Origin of the sequence: Actinoalloteichus caeruleus (assembly GCF_049311605.1) — a bacterium.
Taxonomy (GTDB): domain Bacteria; phylum Actinomycetota; class Actinomycetes; order Mycobacteriales; family Pseudonocardiaceae; genus Actinoalloteichus_B; species Actinoalloteichus_B caeruleus.
The window spans coordinates 3,856,492-3,878,536 of sequence record NZ_CP186005.1 but is presented as its reverse complement, the minus strand read 5'-3'; the positions used below and the strand labels follow the sequence as shown (position 1 = coordinate 3,878,536).

20 protein-coding genes are annotated in these 22,045 nt (G+C 72.2%); 12 read left to right on the top strand and 8 right to left on the bottom strand.

The features are described from left to right. Positions 1 to 41: 41 nt before the first annotated feature. On the bottom strand, positions 42 to 470 hold the full coding sequence (locus ACOJVX_RS15500) for a hypothetical protein (RefSeq protein ID WP_026418803.1): 429 nt from the start codon (positions 468 to 470) through the stop codon (positions 42 to 44). A 128-nt stretch (positions 471 to 598) separates the two neighbouring features. Between ACOJVX_RS15500 and ACOJVX_RS15495 the strand changes: the two genes are divergently transcribed. Beyond that, a complete protein-coding gene (locus ACOJVX_RS15495) occupies positions 599 to 1,078 on the top strand; it encodes a GbsR/MarR family transcriptional regulator (protein WP_026418804.1) in 480 nt (159 codons plus the stop codon). A gap of 20 nt (positions 1,079 to 1,098) precedes the next feature. On the opposite strand, the gene ACOJVX_RS15490 is transcribed toward ACOJVX_RS15495, so the two are convergent. From ACOJVX_RS15490 to mptB, 4 genes are read right to left on the bottom strand one after another with little or no spacing between them, the layout of a single operon-like run. Next, positions 1,099 to 2,112: a COX15/CtaA family protein gene (locus tag ACOJVX_RS15490; RefSeq protein ID WP_026418805.1), complete on the bottom strand. Its 1,014-nt coding sequence runs from the start codon at positions 2,110 to 2,112 to the stop codon at positions 1,099 to 1,101. Between the two features lie 25 nt (positions 2,113 to 2,137). Next, a complete protein-coding gene (locus ACOJVX_RS15485) occupies positions 2,138 to 2,935 on the bottom strand; it encodes an ABC transporter permease (protein WP_026418806.1) in 798 nt (265 codons plus the stop codon). Beyond that, positions 2,932 to 3,891: an ABC transporter ATP-binding protein gene (locus ACOJVX_RS15480; protein ID WP_051313946.1), complete on the bottom strand. Its 960-nt coding sequence runs from the start codon at positions 3,889 to 3,891 to the stop codon at positions 2,932 to 2,934. Before ACOJVX_RS15480 ends, ACOJVX_RS15485 begins: the two co-directional genes overlap by 4 nt. Beyond that, positions 3,888 to 5,522 carry a polyprenol phosphomannose-dependent alpha 1,6 mannosyltransferase MptB gene (gene mptB / locus ACOJVX_RS15475; RefSeq protein WP_026418808.1) on the bottom strand — a complete coding sequence of 545 codons (1,635 nt, stop codon included), beginning with the start codon at positions 5,520 to 5,522 and terminating at the stop codon, positions 3,888 to 3,890. Before mptB ends, ACOJVX_RS15480 begins: the two co-directional genes overlap by 4 nt. Before the next feature lie 202 nt (positions 5,523 to 5,724). Between mptB and ACOJVX_RS15470 the strand changes: the two genes are divergently transcribed. The 8 genes from ACOJVX_RS15470 (at position 5,725) to ACOJVX_RS15435 (ending at position 12,619) form a co-directional block, all read left to right on the top strand. Further along, positions 5,725 to 6,462 (top strand): helix-turn-helix transcriptional regulator, encoded by a 738-nt coding sequence (locus ACOJVX_RS15470; RefSeq protein ID WP_026418809.1) that lies wholly within the window; start codon positions 5,725 to 5,727, stop codon positions 6,460 to 6,462. Between the two features lie 105 nt (positions 6,463 to 6,567). Continuing rightward, positions 6,568 to 8,022 carry a Fe-S cluster assembly protein SufB gene (gene sufB, locus ACOJVX_RS15465; protein ID WP_026418810.1) on the top strand — a complete coding sequence of 485 codons (1,455 nt, stop codon included), beginning with the start codon at positions 6,568 to 6,570 and terminating at the stop codon, positions 8,020 to 8,022. 1 nt (position 8,023) lies between these two features. Next, entirely contained in the window at positions 8,024 to 9,217 is a 1,194-nt protein-coding gene (gene sufD / locus ACOJVX_RS15460; RefSeq protein WP_026418811.1) for a Fe-S cluster assembly protein SufD, read from the top strand. Continuing rightward, entirely contained in the window at positions 9,214 to 9,540 is a 327-nt protein-coding gene (locus ACOJVX_RS15455; protein ID WP_026418812.1) for a Rieske (2Fe-2S) protein, read from the top strand. The genes sufD and ACOJVX_RS15455 overlap by 4 nt, the downstream gene beginning before the upstream one ends. A gap of 71 nt (positions 9,541 to 9,611) precedes the next feature. Further along, positions 9,612 to 10,382 (top strand): Fe-S cluster assembly ATPase SufC, encoded by a 771-nt coding sequence (sufC, locus tag ACOJVX_RS15450; protein WP_026418813.1) that lies wholly within the window; start codon positions 9,612 to 9,614, stop codon positions 10,380 to 10,382. Positions 10,383 to 10,443: 61 nt separating this feature from the next. Then, entirely contained in the window at positions 10,444 to 11,721 is a 1,278-nt protein-coding gene (locus ACOJVX_RS15445; protein ID WP_026418814.1) for a cysteine desulfurase, read from the top strand. A gap of 11 nt (positions 11,722 to 11,732) precedes the next feature. Beyond that, entirely contained in the window at positions 11,733 to 12,203 is a 471-nt protein-coding gene (sufU, locus tag ACOJVX_RS15440) for a Fe-S cluster assembly sulfur transfer protein SufU (RefSeq protein ID WP_026418815.1), read from the top strand. Then, positions 12,200 to 12,619 carry a metal-sulfur cluster assembly factor gene (locus ACOJVX_RS15435; protein ID WP_026418816.1) on the top strand — a complete coding sequence of 140 codons (420 nt, stop codon included), beginning with the start codon at positions 12,200 to 12,202 and terminating at the stop codon, positions 12,617 to 12,619. Before sufU ends, ACOJVX_RS15435 begins: the two co-directional genes overlap by 4 nt. A gap of 64 nt (positions 12,620 to 12,683) precedes the next feature. Here ACOJVX_RS15435 and ACOJVX_RS15430 read toward each other — a convergent pair whose 3' ends face one another. From ACOJVX_RS15430 to ACOJVX_RS15420, 3 genes are all read right to left on the bottom strand, one after another. After that, the gene (locus tag ACOJVX_RS15430) at positions 12,684 to 14,462 is read right to left on the bottom strand and encodes an ABC transporter ATP-binding protein (RefSeq protein WP_030226796.1); all 1,779 of its coding nucleotides are present in this window, start codon (positions 14,460 to 14,462) and stop codon (positions 12,684 to 12,686) included. A 258-nt stretch (positions 14,463 to 14,720) separates the two neighbouring features. Then, positions 14,721 to 15,887, bottom strand: a complete 1,167-nt coding sequence (locus ACOJVX_RS15425) for a lycopene cyclase family protein (protein WP_030226793.1) — start codon at positions 15,885 to 15,887, stop codon at positions 14,721 to 14,723. Between the two features lie 159 nt (positions 15,888 to 16,046). Next, on the bottom strand, positions 16,047 to 17,276 hold the full coding sequence (locus tag ACOJVX_RS15420) for a right-handed parallel beta-helix repeat-containing protein (protein WP_030105260.1): 1,230 nt from the start codon (positions 17,274 to 17,276) through the stop codon (positions 16,047 to 16,049). A 258-nt stretch (positions 17,277 to 17,534) separates the two neighbouring features. Here ACOJVX_RS15420 and ACOJVX_RS15415 point away from each other — a divergent pair, with 258 nt between their 5' ends. The 3 genes from ACOJVX_RS15415 to ACOJVX_RS15405 all read left to right on the top strand — a co-directional run bounded on the left by ACOJVX_RS15415 (position 17,535) and on the right by ACOJVX_RS15405 (position 21,916). Next, positions 17,535 to 19,100 carry a deoxyguanosinetriphosphate triphosphohydrolase family protein gene (locus ACOJVX_RS15415; protein WP_030226790.1) on the top strand — a complete coding sequence of 522 codons (1,566 nt, stop codon included), beginning with the start codon at positions 17,535 to 17,537 and terminating at the stop codon, positions 19,098 to 19,100. Positions 19,101 to 19,474: 374 nt separating this feature from the next. Beyond that, the gene (locus ACOJVX_RS15410; RefSeq protein ID WP_026418820.1) at positions 19,475 to 20,146 is read left to right on the top strand and encodes an acVLRF1 family peptidyl-tRNA hydrolase; all 672 of its coding nucleotides are present in this window, start codon (positions 19,475 to 19,477) and stop codon (positions 20,144 to 20,146) included. A 141-nt stretch (positions 20,147 to 20,287) separates the two neighbouring features. Beyond that, the gene (locus ACOJVX_RS15405; RefSeq protein ID WP_026418821.1) at positions 20,288 to 21,916 is read left to right on the top strand and encodes an ABC-F family ATP-binding cassette domain-containing protein; all 1,629 of its coding nucleotides are present in this window, start codon (positions 20,288 to 20,290) and stop codon (positions 21,914 to 21,916) included. Positions 21,917 to 22,045 lie beyond the last annotated feature (129 nt).

The window sequence follows — 22,045 nt, the reverse complement described above, 5'->3', positions numbered from 1 at the left end:
GCTCCACCGGGCGGGGCGCGGGTGCCCCCACCGCGGTCGGCTCAGGGCATCGCGGCCCGCAGCCGCAGCAGACTGGGGTCGCTGATGGGTTCGTCGAGGTCGCCGCAGAACGCCGCGACGGCCCGGGTCCTCGGGTCGGCCACCAGTAACGTCCTGATGCGCCGCCAGGAGATCAGGTTCGGGTGGTCGAACTCCTCGCACGCCTCGGCGGGGGTGAGCAGCTCGATCGCCTGGTCGAGGTCCGCCAGCTCCAGGGGGTAGCTCCCGCTGCCGGAGACGTGCCCGCAGACGGTGGCCAGCACCACCGCGGCCAGCTGGTGGGTACCGACGTTCACCACCGGGAAGTCGACGTCGTCCCAGATCGACACGCCCACGCCGAACGCGGCTGGCGCCGTCCAGCCGGGAATGGCCGCTTCCATCCGTTCCCGTGCGCTCCGGACCTCGTCCGGAGTGCTCCAGCGCTCTGTCATCGTCGGCTCCCGTGAGTGCGGCCCGTGGCGGACCGGTGCGGTGATCGGCCCGCCTGATTGATCGATCGAGAGTCAGCAGCTACCGTACTTTCAGTGGTCAGTGAAACCAACCGGCAGAGGCTGATGCCATGACCGACAGAGGTAGCTACTCGACACCGAGCGCCAACTGGATCGAGCAGGTCGCAGCATTCTACGTCGAGGAGGGGATGCCCCTGATCGCCGGCCGCATCCTGGGGTACCTCCTCATCTGCGACCCGCCCGAGCGGACGGCCGCCGAGCTCTCCGCCGCCCTCGACGCGAGCAGCGGTTCGGTCAGCACCAACATCCGGCTGTTGGTCCGGGCCGGCGTCGTGAGCAAGACGACCCGGCGGGGCAAGGAGGCCGCCCTCTACCGGGTGGAGGAGAGCCGGTGGCCGGACTTCGTGCAGGGCCGCTTCGACCGCGTGCGCGGCGCGCGGGACCTCACGGCGGCGGGACTGCGGCTGCTGTCCGGCGACTCGGAACGCGCCGCCCGGCTCCGAACGGTCAACCAGTTCTACGAGTGGCTCGCCGACCAGCTCCCCGAGCTGTGGGAACAGTGGTCGCGGGACCGCCCCCGCCGACGCTGACCGCGCCCGCCGCCCCGTGCTCAGTCGGAGCTTCCCGCGCCGACCGGCTCCCGGGGAGCGGCGGCCGAGCCGTCCGAGGCCCGCCCTCGGGTGGAGAAGGGGACCGGCGCGCGGCCCCGGTCACGCAGGGTGGTCCAGAACCACGCGACGACCACCACCGTCGCGCCGGCGCCCAGCACGTGCAGCGCCACCAGCACCTCGGGAACGCCCGTCCAGTACTGGACCATCCCGACCGTCCCCTGGGCGAGTACGACGCCCACCACCCACCAGAACCCGCGCCACATCCGCGCCGGCGCCGAGACCGCCCGCATCGTGAACCCGAGGGCGATGAGCATGCCCAGGAAGAGGAACAGGAACTCGGCGTGGACCTGCGCCAGGTTGGCGACCGGCAGCTCCAGGCGAGGCGTGTCGATGTCCCCCGAGTGCGGTCCGGCCGCCGTGACGAGCGTGCCGGTGACCAGCAGCCCCGCCAGGACGATGTTCATCGTGAGCACCAGTCCGCGCACCGCGCCGGGCACGAGCGGACGTTCCTCCTGGTCGCCCTCGGTGCTCGCCCGCACCAGGAGCACCGCCAGCCAGACCAGCAACGAGGATCCGAGGAAGTGCAGGGCGACCGTCCACCACCGCAGCTCCATCAGCACCGTGATGCCGCCCATGATCCCCTGCGCCAGGGTGCCGAGCGGCATCGCCAGCGCGAGCAGCACCAGTCGACGCCGCCGAGGGCGGGTGATCAGAGCCAGGAACAGGCAGGCCAGCGAGACGAAGCCCACCACGCCGGTCAGCAACCGGTTGCCGAACTCGATCCACTGGTTGAGGGTGTCGTACTCGGGGTGCGCGACGGGGACGAGACTTCCGGGGAAGCAGTTCGGCCAGGTGGGGCAGCCCAGCCCCGACCCGGTGACCCTCACCACCGAACCGGTGACCGCGATCCCCGCGTGGGTCACCACGGCGGCGATCGCGAACGCGCGCATCAGCCGGGGACTCGGCGAGGAGAAGCGGTCCAGGAAACGGACGAGAAAGGCGGGAAGCGACACGCCGCAATGCTAGGCCGGGCCCCGCTCAGGTCAGTCGGGTGGTACGCACTGCCGAGACGCCCGCCACTGTCGCCCAACCGAGCAGCACCACCAACGGCGCCCACCCGGGGAAGGCACCCTCGCGCAGCACCGACTCCATCCCCTCGGCCAGCGCCGACGACGGGAGCAGGCGCACCACGGCGGCCAACCCGTCGGGAAGGCTGTCCACCGGGAGGACCACTCCTCCCGCGAGGAGCAGCACGAACCACACCGCGTTGGCGATCGCCAGCACCGCCTCGGCCCGCAGCGCCCCGCCGACCAGCACGCCAAGCGCGCCGAACGCGGCCACCCCGAGCAGGAGCAGGCACACGCCGCCCGCGACTCCAGCCAGGGAGGGCGTCCACCCCAGGAAGGCGGCCACCACGCCGAGCAGCAGCAGCTGGACCGCGACGATCGCCAGGTTGGCGAGCACCCGGGCGGCCACCAGCGACCACCGGGGCAGCGCGGTCGCCGCCAGGCGTTTGAGCACGCCGTAGCGGCGGTCGAACCCGAGCATGATGGCCTGCCCGGTGAAGGCGGTGGAGATCACCGCGAGCGCGAACACGCGGGGGGCCACCGAGTCCACCCTCGGCTCGTCGATGGGCAGCAGCGGGAGGGTGCTCAGGCCGATGAGCAGCGCCATCGGGATGATCATCGTGAGCAGGAGCTGCTCGGCGTGGCGCAGGTTGAGCAGCAGCTCGGTCCTGGCCTGGGTGAACAGCATCCGCGACACGCGCCCGCGCCCGGGTGACGGGGTGAACGTGCCCGGCGCGAAACGGGACTCCGGCGAGAGCACGTCGGTCACGAGCGGAGCTCCCGTCCGGTCAGTTCGAGGAAGACGTCTTCCAGGCTCCTGGTCGCCACCCGCATGTCCTGGGCGTAGGCCTCGTGGCGCGCGCACCACGCCGTCACGGTGGAGGCCACCTGGGGTGTGATCGTCCCGCGCACCACGTAGGTGCCGGGTCGGGGTTCGCTGACCACGCACCCGGCGGGCAGCGCGCCGGCCAGCACGTCGGTGTCCAGACCGGGGCGGGTGCGGAACCGCAGCTGCTGGTCGTCGGTCGCGGTCAGCTCGGACGGGCTGCCCCGCGCGACCACGGCGCCGTGGTCGACGATCACGACCTGGTCCGCCAGCTCCTCGGCCTCGTCCATCAGGTGGGTCGTCAGCAGCACGCTGACGCCGTCCGCCCGCAGGGCCGCGACGAGTTCCCACACGAGCAGCCTGCTCTGCGGGTCCATCCCGGCCGTTGGCTCGTCGAGGAACACCAGTTCCGGGCGTCCGACGAGGGCGCAGGCCAGGGAAAGGCGCTGCTTCTGGCCACCCGAGAGCCGCTTGTAGCGGGTTCGGCGGGCGCCCTCGAGCCCGAGCACCCGCAACAGCCAGTCGACGTCCAGCGGGGCGGCGGCGCAGGCGGCGACCAGCCGCAGCATCTCCTCCGCCCCGACGCCCGGGTAGGCGCCACCGCCCTGCGGCATGATGCCGACCCTCGGGCGCAGGCGGGGGGCGTCGGCGACCGGGTCGAGCCCCAGGACGCGCACCGATCCGCCGTCCGGGCGGAGGAAACCCTCGCAGATCTCGACGGTGGTCGTCTTGCCCGCGCCGTTGGGGCCGAGCAGCGCGAGCACCTGACCCCGGGGAAGAGTGAGGTCGAGCCCGTTCACCGCTACCGTCGTCCGGTAACGCTTCACCAGGCCCCGGACCTGGACAGCGGGTTCGTCGGCGGTGGGGCTCACGACGGTTGAGCCTAACCGCAGGGTCATCGGCCGGGCGGCGCCGGGTGGAACAGCCGCTCAGCCTTCGGGATGCGGCCGCGCACCAGCAGCAGCGGCAGGATGAGGGTGACCAGTGCGGCCAGGATGGCGAACTGCGGCACGTACAGGCGGTGGTCGAACGCCGACCCCGGCGGGAACACCGCGCAGGCCACCAGGGCCGACAGCCAGGTCGCGGAGAGCCGGAACCGCAGCCGGGTGCTGGACGCGGCCAGCGGGAGAGCGGCCCACAGCAGGTACCACGGGTGGAGGACGGGGCCGAGCAGCATGACCGCGCCCAGCCCGGCGCCGAGCCCGACCATCGGTTCCATCCTGCCCCGGAAGGACACCCACAGCAGGCGGCCGCAGACACCGGCGGCGGCGGCGTACCCGAGCGCCCTGGCCAGGGCCAGGATGGCGTCGGTGTGGTTGCCGAGTCCGAGCAGGATGCCGAGGCCGGCACTGGTCTGGCTCACCGCGGTGACCGGGGAGAGCCAGCTGCGGACCATCCCGGGGGTGCTCAGCGCCTCGATCCAGCCGAAGCCCAGGCCGCTGCCCAGCGACGCGGCCACCACCACGGTCGCGAACACCGCCAGCATCCAGGCCGCGGTGCGCAGCAGGTCGCTGATCCGGCCACCGGCCCGGCGGGCCAGCGCGGCGCCGAGGAACCCGAGCGCGAGCGCGGCGGGGAGCTTGACCATGGCGGCGGTGGCCACGATGACGGTGCCGAGCAGGGCGGACCGGGCCAGCGCGAGTTCGAACCCGGCGAGCATCAGACCGATCGCGAGCGCCTCGTTGTGGATGCCGCTGACCAGGTGGAACAGGACGAGCGGGTTGGCGGCCCCCAGCCACAGCGCGTAGGTGGGCTGGACGCCGCACCGCCGCGCGAGGCGGGGCAGCGCCCAGACGATCATGGCGAACCCCGCGAGGGCGAGCACCCGGTGCAGCAGGATCCCGGGGATGACGTTGTCGCCGCCCACGATCATCGTGATGCCGCGGGACAGGATGAGGAAGAGCGGCTGGTAGGGGGCCGGGGTCTCGCGCCAGATGTTGGTGACGCCCCGGGTCAGCGGGTCGTCCACCCCGAGGGCGTCGGCCGGTCCCAGTTCGTAGGGGTTCATGCCCCGCACGGCGATCTCGCTCTGCGCGAGGTAGCTGTAGACGTCCCGGCTGAACATCGGTGGGGCCACGACGAAGGGCAGCGCCCACATCACCATGGTGCGGTCCATCTGGGAACGGGAGATCAGCCTCCGCCGGCGTGGGGCGGCCAGTCTGCCCAGCCACAGCCAGGCGAGCACCACCATCAACATCCCGGTGAAGGTGCAGGCCAACGCGACGGTGGGCATCCGGGTCATCAGGCCGAGCACACGGACGCCGGGGAGCGGGTTGATCACCGGGGCGGCCCCGGCGCCGAGCGCCCCGACACCCATCAGCAGTGCTCCGACGGTGCCGAAGCGCCGGACGACGTCGAGTTGGCGTCGTTCGGCGTCGTTCAGGGGCTCCGGGTCCGTCAGCGGCTCGGCGCGGGTCGCGGTGGGGGTGGTGGTGCGGGCGCCCGCACCACCCCGGTCCGGGTGCCGATCCGGCCTGGTGTGATCTTCGTCTTCGGTCGGCTGGCCCCCGACCGTCTCGCCCGCCGCCACGAGACGGAAGAGTATCTGCCGGCCCCGGGCCCCGGTGCCGGTACGGCCCCGATCGGGTATTTTGCCCGGTTGACCAGCCGAGACGGTGTTCCGCCCCGCCGGGGACCGCGGAGGGCGACCAGCCGTGGGCGTGATGTGGATCACGTGATCGCCGTGAGGTTTTGCGTGTCCGGGGGAAATACGTAACCTGTGTGTTGTGAAATTGGCGGGACAGGCCACCGAGGGGTGCGGTGACGCGGAGGGCGACCAGCTCGCCTCCGAGGCGCCGCAACCCATCGACGGTCGGGCCCGCCAGTCGGTGGCGCGGGTCCTGCTGGAGCAGGGGCCGCGCACCGCCGCGGCGATCGCCGAGCAGCTCGGCGTCAGCGCGGTCGCGGTGCGACGACACCTCGACGCGCTGCTCGCCGAGGGCCACGCCTCCAGCCGGGAGGCGCCCAGGCCCGCCGGCTCACGCCGTCGTGGCCGCCCGGCCCGGCTGTTCCAGCTCACCGAGCGGGGACGGGCGCAGTTCGGGCACGCCTACGACGACCTGGCGGTCGCCGCGCTGCGCTTCCTCGCCGAACAGGGCGGGGAACGGGCGGTCCGGCTGTTCGCGGAGCGCCGTGTCGCGGCGCTCGTCGAACGGCACCGGGACGCGGTTGTCGCCGAACCGGACGTCGCGGCGAGGGCGGAGGCGCTGGCCGCGGCGCTGAGCAGGGAGGGCTACTCTTCCTCGACCCGCCGGGTCGGGACAGGGGAGCAGCTCTGCCAGCACCACTGCCCCGTGGCGCACGTCGCCGCGGAGTTCCCGCAGCTGTGCGAGGCGGAGACCGCGGTGTTCGCCGACCTGCTCGGAACCCACGTGCAGCGCCTCGCCACGATCGCCAGGGGTGACGCGGCCTGCACGACCCACGTGCCGGTCAACCCCACCCCGGGCGACCGGAACGACGATCGACAATGACCGCGCGCTCGCCCGTCCGGGCGAGGCGCGGAACCCGAACAGTGATCCGGCGCGTTCGGCGCGTCCGGGCATGACAGCCCCGATCCGGGACGGAGGGGAATCCGTATGACTGCCGCTGCCGAGCAGCGCACACCCACCACGCAGACGGAGCCGCTGAGCCAGGAGGAGACCCTGGCGACTCTGGGCAACTACGAGTACGGCTGGGCCGACTCCGACGTGGCGGGTGCCAGCGCGCGGCGTGGCCTGAACGAGGACGTCGTTCGGGACATCTCCGCCAAGAAGAACGAGCCGGACTGGATGCTGGAGACCCGGCTGAAAGCGCTGCGGCTCTTCGAGCGCAAGCCGATGCCGAACTGGGGAGCCGACCTCTCCGGCATCGACTTCGACACCATCAAGTACTTCGTGCGCTCCACCGAGCAGCAGGCCACCAGCTGGGAGGACCTGCCCGAGGACATCAAGAACACCTACGACAAGCTGGGCATCCCCGAGGCGGAGAAGCAGCGGCTGGTCGCGGGTGTCGCCGCGCAGTACGAGTCCGAGGTCGTCTACCACAAGATCCGGGAGGACCTGGAGGCCCAGGGCGTCCTCTTCCTGGACACCGACACCGGCCTGCGGGAGCACCCCGAGCTGTTCCGCGAGTACTTCGGCTCCGTCATCCCGGCGGGCGACAACAAGTTCTCCGCGCTGAACACCTCCGTGTGGTCCGGCGGCTCCTTCATCTACGTGCCCAAGGGCGTCCAGGTCGACATCCCGCTCCAGGCCTACTTCCGGATCAACACGGAGAACATGGGCCAGTTCGAGCGGACGTTGATCATCGTCGACGAGGACGCCTACGTCCACTACGTCGAGGGCTGCACCGCGCCGATCTACAAGTCCGACTCGCTGCACTCGGCGGTCGTCGAGATCATCGTGAAGAAGGGCGCCCGCTGCCGGTACACGACCATCCAGAACTGGTCGAACAACGTCTACAACCTGGTCACCAAGCGCGCCAAGGCCGAAGAGGGCGCGACCATGGAGTGGGTCGACGGCAACATCGGCTCCAAGGTGACCATGAAGTACCCGTCGGTCTTCCTGATGGGGGAGCACGCCAAGGGCGAGGTGCTGTCCATCGCCTTCGCCGGTGAGGGCCAGCACCAGGACGCCGGCGCGAAGATGGAGCACCTCGCGCCGCACACCTCGTCCACCATCGTCTCCAAGTCGGTGGCCCGGGGCGGCGGGCGGACCTCCTACCGGGGTCTGGTGAAGGTCGCCAAGCGCGCCCACCACTCCAAGTCCACCGTGAAGTGCGACGCGCTGCTCGTGGACACCATCAGCCGGTCCGACACCTACCCCTACGTCGACGTGCGTGAGGACGACGTCGTCATGGGGCACGAGGCGACCGTGTCCAAGGTCAGCGACGACCAGTTGTTCTACCTGATGTCGCGTGGGCTGACCGAGGACGAGGCCATGGCGATGATCGTGCGCGGCTTCGTGGAGCCGATCGCCCGCGAGCTGCCCATGGAGTACGCCCTCGAACTGAACCGACTGATCGAGCTGCAGATGGAAGGGGCCGTCGGCTGAGATGGCTGCACCACTGGACACCACCCCGGCCCAGCACGGGCTGACCGACCACTCGCACGGAGGACCGGTGATCCCGCAGTCCTCGCGGGGCGAGCGCTTCACCTCCTACGAGGTCGACGCGTTCGAGGTCCCCGGGGGCCGCGAGGAGGACTGGCGGTTCACGCCGCTGAAGCGACTGCGCGGGCTGCACGACGGCTCGGCCACCGCCACCGGCTCGTTCGCCGTCGCCGTGGACAGCGGCGTGGAGGGCGTGACGGTGGAGACCGTCGGCCGGGAGGACGAGCGGCTGGGAGCGGCGGGCGTGCCCGCCGACCGGGTCGCCGCGCAGGCCTGGTCCTCCTTCACCGAGGCCACCGTGGTCACCGTGGCCGCCGACACCAGGCCCGAGGGGCCCGTCCACGTCACGGTCACCGGTCCCGGCCAGGGCACCACCGCCTACGGCCACGTCCAGGTCCGGGCGGAGCGGTTCGCCGACGCCGTGGTGGTGCTGGACTACCGGGGCGCGGGCACCGTCGCCGACAACGTCGAGTTCGTCGTCGGGGAGTCGGCCCGGCTCTCCGTGGTCACCGTGCACGACTGGGACGACGACGCCGTCCACGTCGGCGCCCAGCACTCGGCTGTCGGCCGGGACGCGACCCTGCGGCACCTCTCCGTCACCCTCGGCGGGGACCTGGTCCGGGTGTCCTCCACGGTGAACTACCGCGAGCGGGGAGGCGACGCCGAACTGCTCGGCCTGTACTTCGCCGACGCGGGGCAGCACCTGGAACACCGCCTGCTGGTGGACCACTCGGTCCCGAACTGCCGGAGCAACGTCCTCTACAAGGGCGCGCTCCAGGGTGAGGGCGCCCACACCGTCTGGATCGGTGACGTGCTGATCCAGGCGGCGGCCGAGGGCACCGAGACGTTCGAACTGAACCGGAACCTCATCCTCACCGACGGCGCCCGCGCCGACTCCGTGCCCAACCTGGAGATCGAGACCGGGGAGATCGAGGGGGCGGGGCACGCCAGCGCCACCGGCCGGTTCGACGACGAGCAGCTCTTCTACCTCCAGGCCAGGGGCATCCCCGAGGACGTCGCCCGCCGGCTGGTCGTCCGAGGGTTCTTCGGCGAGATCCTGCAGAAGATCACGGTCCCCGAGGTCAGGGAACGCCTCGAGGCCGCGATCGACGCCGAACTGGCGGCGGTCGGCGCGTGACCCACACGCCGGTGTGCCCGCTGGCGGACCTCGACGAGGGACGTCCCGTCGCGGTGTCCGTGGCGGGCACACCCGTGGTACTGGTCAGGCGGGGCGACGACGTGCACGCGTTGCTGGACCGGTGCAGCCACGCCGAGGTGCCCCTGTCCCAGGGCGAGGTCACCGGTGACGGCCTTGAGTGCTGGTTGCACGGAGCCTGCTTCGACCTGCGGACCGGGGAACCCTCCGGCCCGCCGGCCAGCGAGCCGGTCCCGGTGTACGCCGTGGAGGTCCGGGACGGACACGTCCACGTCGCCACCGAGCCGGTCGGAAGTCCCGACTAGTACCCGCCGCGCCGTCTCCCGCCGGCCCCCACCCCCAAGCCACCCGTCAACACCAGGAGAACGAACACACCATGGCCACCCTCGAAATCAAGGACCTGCACGTCTCGGTCAGGACCGACGACGCCGCCAAGGAGATCCTCCGGGGCGTCAACCTGACGGTGAACTCCGGCGAGACGCACGCGATCATGGGTCCGAACGGATCGGGCAAGTCGACCCTCGCCTACGCGATCGCCGGCCACCCCAAGTACGAGGTCACCTCCGGTTCGGTGCTGCTCGACGGTGAGGAACTGCTGGAGCTCGAGGTCGACGAGCGGGCCCGCGCCGGGCTCTTCCTCGCCATGCAGTACCCGGTCGAGGTCCCCGGCGTCTCGATGTCGAACTTCCTGCGGACCGCCGCGACCGCCGCGCGGGGCGAGGCCCCGCAGGTGCGGCACTGGGTCAAGGAGGTCAAGCAGGCGATGGCCGACCTCGACATCGACCCGTCGTTCGCCGAGCGCAGCGTGAACGAGAACTTCTCCGGCGGTGAGAAGAAGCGGCACGAGATCCTCCAGCTGGACCTGCTCAAGCCGAAGTTCGCCGTGCTCGACGAGACCGACTCCGGTCTCGACGTGGACGCGCTGCGGGTGGTGTCCGAGGGCGTCAACCGCTACACCGCGAACAAGGACAAGGGAGTGCTGCTGATCACGCACTACACCCGCATCCTCAAGCACATCACCCCGGACTTCGTGCACGTCTTCGCGGGCGGCCGGGTCGTCGAGTCGGGCGGTGCCGAGCTGGCGACCCAGCTGGAGGAAGAGGGCTACGTGCGCTTCACCGGTGCCAAGGAGTCGGCGGCGGTCTGAGCCGGCGGGAACAGCGGCGCGAGGCGAGGATCATGCGAGCAGTGGAAGGAGGCGGCGGGCGATGACATCGACGGCGACGCCGCTGGACATCGTGACAATCAAGGCCGACTTCCCGATCCTCGCCCGCACGGTGCGGGACGGCAAGCGGCTCGTGTACCTGGACTCGGGCGCCACCGCGCAGCGCCCGACCCAGGTGCTCGACGCCGAGCGCGCCTTCCTGGAGACCTCCAACGCGGCGGTGCACCGGGGAGCGCACCAGCTCGCCGAGGAGGCCACCGACGCCTACGAGAGCGCCCGCGCCCGCGTGGCCCGGTTCGTCGGCGCCCGGCCCGAGGAGGTGGTGTTCACCAAGAACGCCACCGAGGGGCTGAACCTGGTGGCGTACGCGATGAGCAACGCCGCCACCGGCGGCCCCGAGGCGGAGCGGTTCCGGGTGGGGCCCGGTGACGAGATCGTCGTCACCGAGATGGAACACCACGCCAACCTGGTGCCCTGGCAGCAGCTGTGCCAGCGCACCGGCGCCACCCTCCGCTGGTTCGGGGTGACGGACGAGGGCCGGCTCGACCTCGGTGACCTCGACGAACTCGTCACCGAGCGCACCAGGGTGGTGGCGTTCACGCACCAGTCGAACGTCCTGGGCACCGTCAACCCCGTGGCCGCGCTCGTCGACCGGGCCCGCCAGGTGGGTGCGTTGACCGTGGTCGACGCCTGCCAGTCCGTTCCGCACCTGCCGGTCGACCTCGCCGGGCTCGGCGTCGACTTCGCGGTGTTCTCCGGGCACAAGATGCTGGGCCCCTCCGGGGTCGGCGTCCTCTACGGCCGGAGCGAGCTGCTGGAGTCCCTGCCCCCGTTCGTCACCGGGGGATCCATGATCGAGATGGTGCGGATGGAAGGGTCCACCTTCGCGCCGCCACCGCAACGGTTCGAGGCCGGCGTGCCGATGACCTCCCAGGCGGTGGGTCTCGGTGCCGCGGTCGACTACCTCTCGGTGGTCGGGATGGAACGGATCGCCGCCCACGAGCACCTGCTCACCGAGGCAGCGCTGTCCGCGCTCTCCGAGGTCCCCGGTGTCAGCATCGTGGGTCCCACCAGCATGGTCGACCGGGGCGGCGCGGTGTCGTTCACCGTCGACGGGGTGCACCCGCACGACGCGGGGCAGGTGCTCGACAGCCTGGGGGTGGCCGTGCGCGTCGGACACCACTGCGCCTGGCCGTTGCACCGTAGGATGGCCGTTCCCGCGACGGTGCGGGCCACGTTCTATCTCTACAACGACCTTGACGACGTGACGACGCTGGTGGAGGGCGTCCGGGAGGCACAGCGCTTCTTCGGGACGGCCTAGGGGAGCTCGGGATGCAGTTGGACCAGATGTACCAGGAGATCATCCTGGACCACTACAAGAACCCCCACGGCCGAGGTCTGCGTGAGCCCTTCGACGCGGAGTCCCACCAGATCAACCCGGTGTGCGGTGACGAGGTCAGCCTGCGGGTCAACCTCGACGGCGCGGCCGGGACGGATCCGTCGGCGACGGTCGTCGACGTGTCCTACGACGGGCAGGGCTGCTCGATCAGCCAGGCGGCGACCTCCGTGCTCACCGATCTGGTCATCGGCCGCACCGTCCGGGACGCCTTCGACGTGCACGCCGCGTTCGTCGAGTTGATGCAGGGACGTGGGCAGGTGGAACCTGATGAGGACGTACTGGGGGACGGCATCGCGTTCGCCGGGGTGGCCAAGTACCCGGCGCGGGTCAAGTGCGCCCTGCTCGGGTGGATGGCCTTCAAGGACGCGGTGTCCCGTTCGACCGGCAAGGAGGAGACACGATGAGCGACGCCCAGGCTGAGCAGGCGGTGGGGGGCGCGTCCACCGAGGACCGGAGCGCGGCCTCGCTGCCCGAGCCGCCAGCCCCCCGCGCCGACCTTCCCTCGGTCGAGGACCTCGAGGAGGCCATGCGCGACGTGGTCGACCCGGAGCTCGGCATCAACGTCGTCGACCTCGGCCTGCTCTACGGCGTGCAGGTGGGGGAGGACAACGTCGCCACCCTCGACATGACGCTGACCTCGGCGGCCTGCCCGCTCACCGACGTCATCGAGGACCAGGCCAGGGCCGCCCTGACCAGCGGGCCTGGTGGCGGTCTGGTGAGCGACATCCGGATCAACTGGGTGTGGATGCCGCCATGGGGGCCGGAGAAGATCACCGACGACGGCCGCGAGCAGCTGCGGGCGCTCGGCTTCACCGTCTGATCCGCGACCCTCGGCACGGCCGGCGCGCCCATCGGGCGGCCGGCCGTGCCGCGTTCGTGGTCCCTCAGCGGTCGGCCGTCGCGAACTGGGCGGCGGCGAGATCGGCGTAGAGGCCGTTCTGGGCCACCAACTCCTCGTGGGTGCCCACGGCCGCCACCCGCCCGGCGTCGAGGACGACGATGCGGTCGGCCGAGACCACCGTGGAGAGCCGGTGCGCGACCACGATGACGGTCGTCGTCCGGACGATCTCGTCGATGGTCTCCCGGAGGGCGAGCTCGTTGGCCGCGTCCAGCTGGGAGGTGGCCTCGTCGAGGAGGAGCAGCCGAGGACCTCGGAGCAGCGCCCGAGCGATCGCGACCCGCTGCCGTTCCCCGCCGGAGAGCGTGGTGCCCCGATGCCCGACCACCGTGTCCAGCCCGTCCGGCAGTCGGTTGACCAGCGCGTCCAACCGGGACTTGGCGACCGCGTCGGCCACCGCCGCGTCGTCCGCGTCCGGTGCTCCCAACATCAGGTTCTGGCGGAGGGTGCCGGCCAGGACCGGCGTGTCCTGCTCGACGTAGCCGATGCTGGCGCGAAGGTCGCTCAGCGGCCAGTCCCTGACGTCGCGGTCGTCGACCATGACGCGTCCCGACTCCGCCTCGTGGAAGCGCTCCAACAGCGCGAAGACCGTTGACTTGCCCGCCCCCGACGGGCCGACGAGTGCCGTGAGGCCCCGAGCGGGGACGGTGAAGCTCACGCCGCGGTGCACGGGATCCGGGGCGTCGGGGTAGCGGAAGACCACGTCCTCCAGCCGGACGGTGGCGGGTTCCGAGGTGCGTGCCGGGGCTCCGGCGGGGCTCTCCTCCACCGGCATGGCCTCGACCTCGTTGATCCTGCCGACCGCGGCCAGTCCCACCTGTGCCTGGGCCGCCGCGTTGAGCAGCAGGGAGATCGGCCCCATCAGGTAGAAGAGGTAGAGCAGGAACGCCACCAGGGTGGCGACGTCGCTGGCGCCGGAGGCGACCCGCATCCCGCCCATGCCCAGCACCGCCAGGAAGGCGACCTGCACGGACAGCCCCGAGGCGGTGCCCGCGATGGCCTGCCACAACGCGGCCGTCACCCCCTCCCGCCATGCCGTGCGCGCCGCCCGCTGGATCGAGGCGAGTTCCCGGTGTTCCGCCCCTGAGGCCTTGACGGTGCGGAACGCGCCCAGCACCCGCTCCAACTCGGCGCCCATCCGTCCCACGGACTCCTGGGACCGCGTCATCGCCTGCTTGATCCGGGGCAGCACCACCCACTGCACGAGACCGACGAACACGAACACCAGCAGGGTCACCCCGAGCAGCACGAGGTCGAGGACGGCCATCAGCACGATCACCGCGACGAGGGTGAGCGAGCCGGTCAGGCCGTCGACCAGCGACCGGGTGGTGACCTCGCGCAGGAGGACCGTGTCCGAGGTGACCCGGGACATCAGATCACCCGGCGCGGTCCGCTCGTAGGCGGAGACCCGCAGTCGCAGGAGCCGGTCGACGACACGTCCCCGCGCGGAGAGCACCACCGACTCGGCCGTCCTCCCCAGCACGTACTCGCCGACGGCCCCGACGATCGCTCCCGCCACCAACAGGCAGGTGAGCAGCAGCAGGATGTCGCCGATCTCCTCGCCCGTTCCCAACGCCGCGACCAGCGACTGGGCCGCGAGCGGTTGCGCCAGCCCGGCCGCGCTGCTGACCAGGCTCAGCAGACCAGCCCCGATCAGGGTGGCCCGGTGCGGCCTCGCGTGGGAGAGGAGCGTGCGCCAGGGGCCTCGGGCCCCGCCGCTCCCCTCCGGTTCCGCTGCGGTTCCGGCGTGTCTCGGTCTCGTCACGGAGTCTCCCCAGTGGTCAGCCTCGGCGCGGTCGCGTCCGCGTCCCCGCCGCTGGAGGAGACGGGTGACGTCAGGAGCGGCCGGGCGTGGGGACCACGGTCGGCGGAGAACGTGCCCGGGGGCGGGCGTGGCGTCGACGTCCTGCAGCGGAGGGGTGCGCCTCGCCACCACCAACGTGTGAGGGGCGACAAGCGTTCCGTGACCGCCCTGGGGGCGGGCGTGCGCCGGACCTCCGGTCGTCCCGTGCCTGGCCGGGGCTCAGGGCCTGGCGAGCATGGTGCCCAGCACCAGCCTGGCCCGCAGGTCGGGAGTCGCCGGCCCGAACAGGGCCAGCATCGCCGACATGGTGCCCACCAGGTCGTGCCGGGAGGACAGGTAGGCGGTGCGCAGCTCCGCCGGCAGCCCGAAGAACGCCTCGAAGAACCTGCTGGTCTGCCGGGGGGACAGCCCCAGCAGCGCCTCGCGTCCCCGCGTCCGCAGGGCGTGGACCATCCGCGCCGCGGGTGGCCAGAGCACACCGTGCGCCCCCGCGACCGCCGCTCGGGGGCCGGGGGCCCAGTGCCGGGCCAACGCGCGGGCGGTGGGCGCGGCGGAGGCGAGGGCCGCCGCGACGCCGTAACCGCTGGCCGGGTGCAACATGCCAGCGGCGGAGCCGAACCGCAGCACCCGCCGGGGGGCGGGGCGGGGCGCGCTCATGTCGATCCACACCCGTTCGCTGGCCTGCGCGGCGGACACCCGCACGCCGTGCCGGCGCAGCCGGGCGTGCAGCAGCTCCCGCAGCGTCACGATCGGCAGTCCGGGGCGGCGCACGAGTGAGGTCTCCTCGACGAGCACCCTGCCGTCGCCCAACGGAACGCAATAGCAGAACGTCGCCGTCGCGGAATCCGGCACCGGCGGCCGCCAGTCCATCATCACGGCCTCGTCGGGAGCCACCAGGCGTCGGGCCTCCTCCTCGGGGAGGACGAGCCCGAACGCGGTCTGCGCCGGCACCTCGCCTCGTTCCCGGGACGAGCTGCCGGTCGCGTCCACCAGGACCGTGGTGCGCAGTCGTTCGCCACCGGCGAGCCGGAGCCGTGACCCGCCAGGACCGTGCTCGGCGCCGACGGCGCGTCCCCGCACCAGGGTGACGGAGTCCCGCCGCAGCTCCCCGGCGAGCGCCGCGTTGTCCAGGACGCAGTACTCCCGGTCGGTCCACCACCGCTGGGTGGCGGCGGCCACCCGCACGCGGGGCGACCGGGAACGCACGGCGCGCCGGCGGACATCCGCCGGGAGTTCGTCGGCGAAACAGGCGTAGGTGGGACGCCAGGGACGCCGGGGGAACGGGGCTACGAGTGCGGTGGCGAACCCTTCGTCCGCGCAGGCGGCGGCCAACGCCGTTCCCGCCGGCCCGGACCCCACGATCGTCACGTCGAACTGCCGGGACATGCGTGTGATTCCACCAGGTTCGACGCGGGTTCGCAGATCAGGAGGTGGCGGGAGCGTCCCACCAGAGGCCAGTCCTGGGAACACCGCCGTTCCGCTGGAACCGGGGTCGGCCCTGGTGGGGGCCGTCGCGACGTGGCGGTCGTCCTTCCCCGCTCCGGTTCAGAACCGGGCGCCGATCGGCGAACCGTCGGCGGGCACGAGGAAGTCGGAGCTGGGTACTGAGCCGTCCGGAGACCGGGGGCCGGTGAGGATCGCCGGGTCCACGCTGAGCAGGTCCGCCGCCGTCCAGTCCTGCCCGCCGCTCCACGAGTTGCCCGTCCCCGACGGTGTTCCCCGCGACACCGAGCTGGCGTTGCCGACCGCGAGGTTGCCGATCAGCACCGCTGGCGACCGGCGGAGGTCGAACCCGTTGCCGCCGTTGCGGTAGGCGGTCGAGCGCTCCACCCGGTGCGCCCCGGGGTTGCCGTTGTCCTCGAAACCGTCGACGGCGTTGTCGAAGGCGATGCTGTTCCGCACCTGGTGGCCCACGGCCGGGGCGGGGGATCCGCCTCCGAGCTTGAACCCGTTGCCGTCGCCCTCGAAGTCAGGGAACCCCCACCGGTTCTCCCCGTTGCCCCACGCCACGCTGTCCTCGATCGTGATGGGCGATTCGAACATCCACGCGTCGAACCCGTCGTCGGCGTTGTTCCAGAGCCGGGCGCCCCGCACCACGTTGCCCTCGCCCCGGCCCTCCTTGATGGCCAGCCCGTCGGCGCTCTCCCCGTTCTTCCTGGGGTCGTGGTTGCCGTACGAGTCCAGGTCGAGGATGAGGTTGCGGCTCGACTCGCCCTGGAGTTGGAACCCGCTCTCGTAGTTGTCCCTGGTCACCAGGTTGGCGAAGACGTTGTCATCGCAGTCGGAGCAGTAGATCCCGTAGGGGCCCCGGATGATCTCCAGGTCCGTGATGTGCCAGTGGGATGCCTCCTGGTGGATGGCGCCCCGTTCCGGTCGCGGGATGCTCCCCCCGATCGGGGTGTGCGAGGCGGGGAGCCCGTCGCCGTCGATGACGGCGTGCTCACCCGGGTAGCTGGTCAGGGTGATCGGGGCGTCGGGGGTGCCGTCGCGGTCGATGGTGATGTTCGTCGTCAGCCGGTACACGCCCTCGCGGACGGCGATGACGTCGCCCGGTCCGGCGAGTTCGACGGCCCGGTGGATCGTCGCCAGCGGAGCGGCCACGGTTCCCGGCGCGTCGTCGTCCCCGTCGGTGGCGACGACCAGGGTGGGTTCGCTCGTCGGGAGCGGGGTGAGCGCCGGGCCGTCCGGTGCCGGCGGCGAGTGGGTCAACCCGCCGGCGGCCACCGCGGTGAGGACGGCGATCGTGGGCGCGACACGACGTGCGTGCGGAATCATCGGGGTCTCCTCGTCGACGATGACGGGCGGGGACGGTCCCGGTACCCGGTGCGGAGGTCCGGGGAGTGCGCCGATTCTCTGCCCCGTCAGTGCCACCGGGTACCGCCGGCCGCTGTCCGGTAGTGGTCAGCGGGTGCGCACCGTGAGCCCACCGTGGACCTGGGCGGTGAGGAGCCTCCGGGGGAAGGCGGTGTGGCGCGCGGGGGCGTGTGCGGTGTTGGCACCGGTGCGGACCGCGCCGGTACTACGGTCGGGGGCGTGACGAGCCACTCCGAAGTCAGGGCGGTCCGCCGCGGCGGGCACGCCACCCGTGGTGCCGCCGAACTCGCCAGCAGCCCGTTCCGGGTCGACCGGGACCGGGTCGCCAGCTCCCCCTCGTTCGCCCGCCTCGGCGCGGTCACCCAGGTCGTCAGCTCCACGGGCAGCGGCCTGCTGGTGCACAACCGGCTGACGCACAGCCTGAAGGTCGCCCAGGTGGCCAGGGGCATCGCCGAACGGATCCACGCCGACGCGCGCCAGCACGCCGCCGTCGACCGGCTCGGCGGCCTGGACCTGGACGTGGTGGAGGCCGCTTCCCTCGCCCACGACCTGGGACACCCGCCGTTCGGTCACCTGGGCGAACAGGTGCTGGACCGGCTGGCCCGGCACCGGTTCGGCCTGCCCGACGGGTTCGAGGGCAACGCCCAGACCTTCCGCATCGTCACCACCACCGACGCCGGTGGGTTGCTGACCCCGGGCCTGGACCTCACCGCGGCGGTCCGGGCAGCCCTGCTCAAGTACCCGTGGACCCGGCTCTCCTCCCCGCGACCGCACCCCCGGACGATGCGGGTCCCGCCCCGGGGGGCCGCCGAACCACCCGACGCACCCGGCACCGGGTCGGCCAAGTTCTGCGTGTACGTGAGCGAGCTGGACGACCTCCTCCAAGCCCGCGCGCCGTTCCTGGGTCGGATCGACGACTGGCAGCAGACCGTCGAAGCGTCCGTGATGGACACCGCCGACGACATCGCCTACGCCATCCACGACCTGGACGACTTCTACCGGCTGGGGGTGCTCCAGCACGCCACCGTCGCCGCCGAGCTCGGCGGGTGGCTGGCCTCGGCGACGGAACTGGCGGGTCTGAGCGAGGCGGACCTGGGCGGGCACAGCCGCCAGCCCGGCCGTTCCGTCGAGGAACTGCGGCGGAGGTTGCACGCCAAGGACTCCTGGGTCGTCGACGACGAGGCCTTCGCGATGGCGGTCTCCCGGGTGCGGAAGGAGGTCGTGGACGGCCTGCTCGCCGCGCCCTACGACGGATCGGTCGAATCGGAGCAGGCGGTGGCGGCCTTCTCCTCGCGGTGGTCCTCCCGGTTGGTCGACGGTGTCCGGGTCGTCGAGGAACCAGCGGTCCGCCGTGGACACGTGACGCTCGCCGCCGAGCAGTGGCACGAGGTGCAGGTCCTCAAGTTCGTCCACCGGCGCTTCGTGCTGCTGCGGCCCGACCTGGCCATGCACCAACGGGGGCAGGCCCGGCTCCTGACCCGTCTCGTGGAGGCGCTGGACCAGTGGCTCAGCGACCGGTTGGAGGCGGACCGCCTTCCCCGCCGGCTGCATGACCTGGTCGAGCTGGCGACGGTTGAGTACGAGGACCTGGCCAGGACCTCACCGGAGGTGCTCGTCGGGGCCACCGGTGACGAACCCAGGGGCCCCGACGCCGTGCGCGGCCTGGCCAGGGGGCGGGCCGTGGTCGACTTCGTCGCCGCGCTGGGCGATGGCCAGGTGCCCGCGCTGATGGACGCGTTGTCCGGTCGTTCCAGCAGGCTGTGGACCGAGACCTTCGTGCTCTGAGGCGGGTGGGCATCGACGGGAGCCGCGTGACCAGCCCCGCCCTCGGTGGGACGCGCACGCGGGGACGTCCCGATCCAGCGCCGGCGCGGGTGGTCGGCCGCTCGGTGGCGCCCCTGCCGGCGGCGGCCGCACCCGGAGCGGATCGGCTCCGACATCGCACCCGCCGCCACGTCGGCGGCGTCCCGCCGGCCTAGGCTCGGTCGCGTGATCCGCCCTGCCGTGTTCCCTCGCACTCCGCACGCGGCGAACGCCGCGCCTCCCGCTGTCCCCCGGCGAGTCCGGAGGTCGCCGCGCGCGCTCACGGGACGGGGGGACCCGGGCTGGCCGGCCGGCCCACCGCCGTCCTGGTCCCGGCGAGGGGCGGAGGTCCGGGGATGAGCAGGGTGCGCCAGGTCGCCGGCGGTGGCCGCGCGGTCGAGGTGTCCCCGGAACGCCTCGGGGGCTGGTTCCTCCGGTTCTCGGAGCGGCACGGCGGGGTGACGGGAACGGAGGTCACCGCCAGGGAGGTGCGGGTCGTGGGTGCGGACGGGGCCACCGCCACGGTGCTGGTGCCTTTCCAACCGCTGGTCGCGGGGCACGGCCGGTACCCGGGGCTCGAGGTGGGGCCGCTCGTGGACCACGCGCTCGCCCCGAGGTCGATCGGCCTGGTCCTGGTCCGGCTGGGCGGTCACAGCGTCGGCGTCGTCGAGAACGGCGCCGTGGTCGTCTCACGGACCGGACGACGGCAGGTGCACGGCCGCAACAAGGCCGGCGGGTGGTCCCAGCAGCGGTTCGCCCGCCGCCGGGAGGGGCAGGCGCGACTGGCGCTCGACGCGGCCGCCGACACCGTCGCCGAGGTGCTCGTGCCCCGGCTGGCCGCCCTGTCCGCCGTCGTGCTCGGCGGCGACCGCCAGGCCCTCGACGCCCTCCGGGCCGACCGCCGGCTCGCCGGGGTGTTCGCGCTGGCCGAGGACCGGGTGCTCGACGTGGGCGAACCCCGCCGCACGGTGCTCGACGAGGCCGCGCGGCGCGCGCGGGACGTGGAGATCGTGGTCAGGGACAGGTGATCGCCGCGGCGGCGGGCAGCGAAATCGGCTTGCCGTCGGCCCGTACACTCGGCATGTGGTCGGCATGGTGCGGGCAGCGGGCCCGGTCATGGTGATGACGGTTGGTGTGTGCGCTCGACCACGTTCGCATCGGAGTTTTTCTTGATCTCTGCGACAGACCTTGAACTGCGCGCTGGTTCGCGGATCCTGCTGGCCGACGCCACCCTGCGGGTGCAGCCGGGCGACCGGATCGGGCTGGTGGGACGCAACGGCGCTGGCAAGACGACCACCCTGCGGGTGCTGGCGGGCGAGGGGTTGCCCTACGCCGGCGAGGTCCGGCGGTCCGAGGAGCTGGGCTACCTCCCGCAGGACCCCCGGGAGGGTGACCTCTCCGTGGCCGCCAAGGACCGCGTCCTGTCGGCCAGGGGGTTGGACGAGCTGCTCAGGGAGATGGACAAGGCGCAGACCGCGATGGCGGAGCTGGTGGACGACGCGCAACGCGACTCCGCCGTCCGCCGGTACGGGCGGCTCGAGGAGCGCTTCTCCGCGCTCGGCGGGTACGCGGCGGAGAGCGAGGCGGCCCGGATCTGTTCCAACCTGGGACTGGCGGACCGGGTGCTCGACCAGCCGCTGCGCACCCTCTCCGGCGGCCAGCGCCGCCGGGTCGAGCTGGCCCGGATCCTCTTCGCCGCTTCCGAGGCCGGGGTGAACGGGCGGTCCACCACGACGCTGCTGCTCGACGAACCGACCAACCACCTCGACGCGGACTCGATCGGCTGGCTGCGGGACTTCCTCAAGGCGCACTCCGGTGGGCTGGTGGTCATCAGCCACGACGTCGACCTGCTGGCCGCCGTGGTCAACAAGGTCTGGTTCCTGGACGCCACCCGGAGCGAGGTCGACGTCTACAACATGGAGTGGCGTCGGTACCTGGACGCGCGGGCCGCCGACGAGAAGCGGCGCCGCCGGGAGCGCGCCAACGCGGAGAAGAAGGCCGGCGCGTTGATGGCGCAGGCCGACAAGATGCGGGCTAAGGCGACGAAGGCGGTCGCCGCCCAGAACATGGCCCGCCGCGCCGAGAAGCTGCTGGCCGGGCTCGACGAGCAGCGGGTCGCCGACAAGGTGGCCCGGATCGTCTTCCCCAAGCCGGCGGCCTGTGGTCGCACCCCGCTGACCGCGGAGAACCTGAGCAAGTCCTACGGTTCCCTGGAGATCTTCACCGGCGTGGACCTGGCGATCGACCGCGGCTCCCGGGTGGTGGTGCTGGGGCTGAACGGCGCGGGCAAGACGACGCTGCTCAGGTTGCTGGGGGGGATGGAGCCCGCCGATGCCGGCTCGGTGGTGGCCGGGCACGGCCTGCGCCTGGGTTACTACGCGCAGGAACACGAGACCCTCGACCACGAGGCCAGTGTGTGGTCGAACATCCGGTCGGCGGCGCCCGACACGCCGGAGCAGCAGCTGCGGAGCCTACTCGGCGCGTTCCTGTTCACCGGGGAGCAGCTCGACCAGCCGGCGGGCACTCTCTCCGGTGGCGAGAAGACCCGGCTGGCCCTCGCGGGACTGGTGTCCAGCGCGGCCAACGTCCTCCTCCTCGACGAGCCCACGAACAACCTCGACCCCGCCAGCCGGGAGCAGGTGCTCGACGCGCTCCGCAGCTACCAGGGTGCCGTGGTCCTCGTGACCCACGACCCGGGCGCCGTGGAGGCGCTGGAACCGGAACGGGTGATTTTGCTTCCGGATGGTACCGAGGATCACTGGTCCGAGGAGTATCTGGACCTCGTGCAGTTGGCGTAGTGTGATCCCGCCGAATGGCGGTCTACGCAGGTTGCGGGCGTGTGACGTGACCCGTCGTCGCGGCGGGAACACTTTGCGATGTTTTCCCATGATCGCCTGGCATTAACGCTGTTGGTGTTCGATCATTGC

Bases quoted from the DNA above. Each gene is read 5' to 3' on its own strand.
- ACOJVX_RS15500 (WP_026418803.1), bottom strand. From the start codon at position 470: ATGACAGAGCGCTGGAGCACTCCGGACGAGGTCCGGAGCGCACGGGAA.
- ACOJVX_RS15495 (WP_026418804.1), top strand. From the start codon at position 599: ATGACCGACAGAGGTAGCTACTCGACACCGAGCGCCAACTGGATCGAG.
- ACOJVX_RS15480 (WP_051313946.1), bottom strand. From the start codon at position 3,891: ATGACCCTGCGGTTAGGCTCAACCGTCGTGAGCCCCACCGCCGACGAA.
- sufB (WP_026418810.1), top strand. From the start codon at position 6,568: ATGACTGCCGCTGCCGAGCAGCGCACACCCACCACGCAGACGGAGCCG.
- sufD (WP_026418811.1), top strand. From the start codon at position 8,024: ATGGCTGCACCACTGGACACCACCCCGGCCCAGCACGGGCTGACCGAC.
- sufC (WP_026418813.1), top strand. From the start codon at position 9,612: ATGGCCACCCTCGAAATCAAGGACCTGCACGTCTCGGTCAGGACCGAC.
- ACOJVX_RS15445 (WP_026418814.1), top strand. From the start codon at position 10,444: ATGACATCGACGGCGACGCCGCTGGACATCGTGACAATCAAGGCCGAC.
- sufU (WP_026418815.1), top strand. From the start codon at position 11,733: ATGCAGTTGGACCAGATGTACCAGGAGATCATCCTGGACCACTACAAG.
- ACOJVX_RS15435 (WP_026418816.1), top strand. From the start codon at position 12,200: ATGAGCGACGCCCAGGCTGAGCAGGCGGTGGGGGGCGCGTCCACCGAG.
- ACOJVX_RS15425 (WP_030226793.1), bottom strand. From the start codon at position 15,887: ATGTCCCGGCAGTTCGACGTGACGATCGTGGGGTCCGGGCCGGCGGGA.
- ACOJVX_RS15420 (WP_030105260.1), bottom strand. From the start codon at position 17,276: ATGATTCCGCACGCACGTCGTGTCGCGCCCACGATCGCCGTCCTCACC.
- ACOJVX_RS15410 (WP_026418820.1), top strand. From the start codon at position 19,475: ATGAGCAGGGTGCGCCAGGTCGCCGGCGGTGGCCGCGCGGTCGAGGTG.